The 670-nt window shown below is 59.6% G+C and carries 1 protein-coding gene; it reads right to left on the bottom strand.

The window, feature by feature from the left end; translation table 11 throughout:
* Positions 1–118 precede the first annotated feature (118 nt).
* Entirely contained in the window at positions 119–643 is a 525-nt protein-coding gene (locus Mhypo_RS17830) for a helix-turn-helix domain-containing protein (RefSeq protein WP_119342534.1), read from the bottom strand.
* Positions 644–670: the final 27 nt, after the last annotated feature.

Here is a 670-nt window from a genome sequence, read left to right as displayed (position 1 = left end):
TTGATTCGCCCTGCGCCTGCAAAGTATCGGGGAACCTCGCGTTGGTGCGACTGCCCCTTGAGTGTCCAGCTATAGCCTATCGGTAAAGACAAACCAAACCCACTCTCGTCCAGATACTTCAGGTTGACCCGACCCGCGAGCGCCCCCTTTTGAGCGTTTCGAGCGCCGCTTCGGCCTGTTGCCGTAGCTGGGGGTCGGGCTGACCGGCCACGATGTAGCGATCCCGCTTCCAGGTGTAACCCAGTTGCCTGAGGTTGCGTCGTACGCTCTCCTCGTCTACCTGTAGGCCCAACTCCAGGGCGATGGCTTCGGTCAACTGCCGCGCATTCCAGCAGCGGTCTTCCGCCAGCTTGTCCTGCATAAACTGCAGCGCCTCTGCGTGGAGTTTGCGCCGATTGCCTTTCTGGGGGCGATCCGCCAGTCCCTCGAACTTTCGGCTGGTCCAGGCCTTCAGGGCTGCACCCACCGTCCGCACGTGGCATCCGACATACGCAGCGATACGGCTCATCTCCCAACGCTGGTGCGACAGGCGAACCATTTGACTGCGCAGCCTGACCTTCTTGTTCATGTGCGGGCTCTGCTCGATGGCCCTCAGCCGCTCATCCTCTTCGCTGCTCAACTCAATGTACCGAAAGTTTCCCATAGTAAAAGTCTATCGTGAGTGTACTTA

The sequence above is a fragment of the Meiothermus hypogaeus genome (assembly GCF_003574035.1).
GTDB lineage: Bacteria > Deinococcota > Deinococci > Deinococcales > Thermaceae > Meiothermus > Meiothermus hypogaeus.
Note: the sequence above shows the minus strand (reverse complement) of the source record. Positions and strands in the feature narration are given on the sequence as shown.

Coding starts and splice junctions, on each gene's coding strand:
- Mhypo_RS17830 (WP_119342534.1), bottom strand. CDS start 643: ATGGGAAACTTTCGGTACATTGAGTTGAGCAGCGAAGAGGATGAGCGG.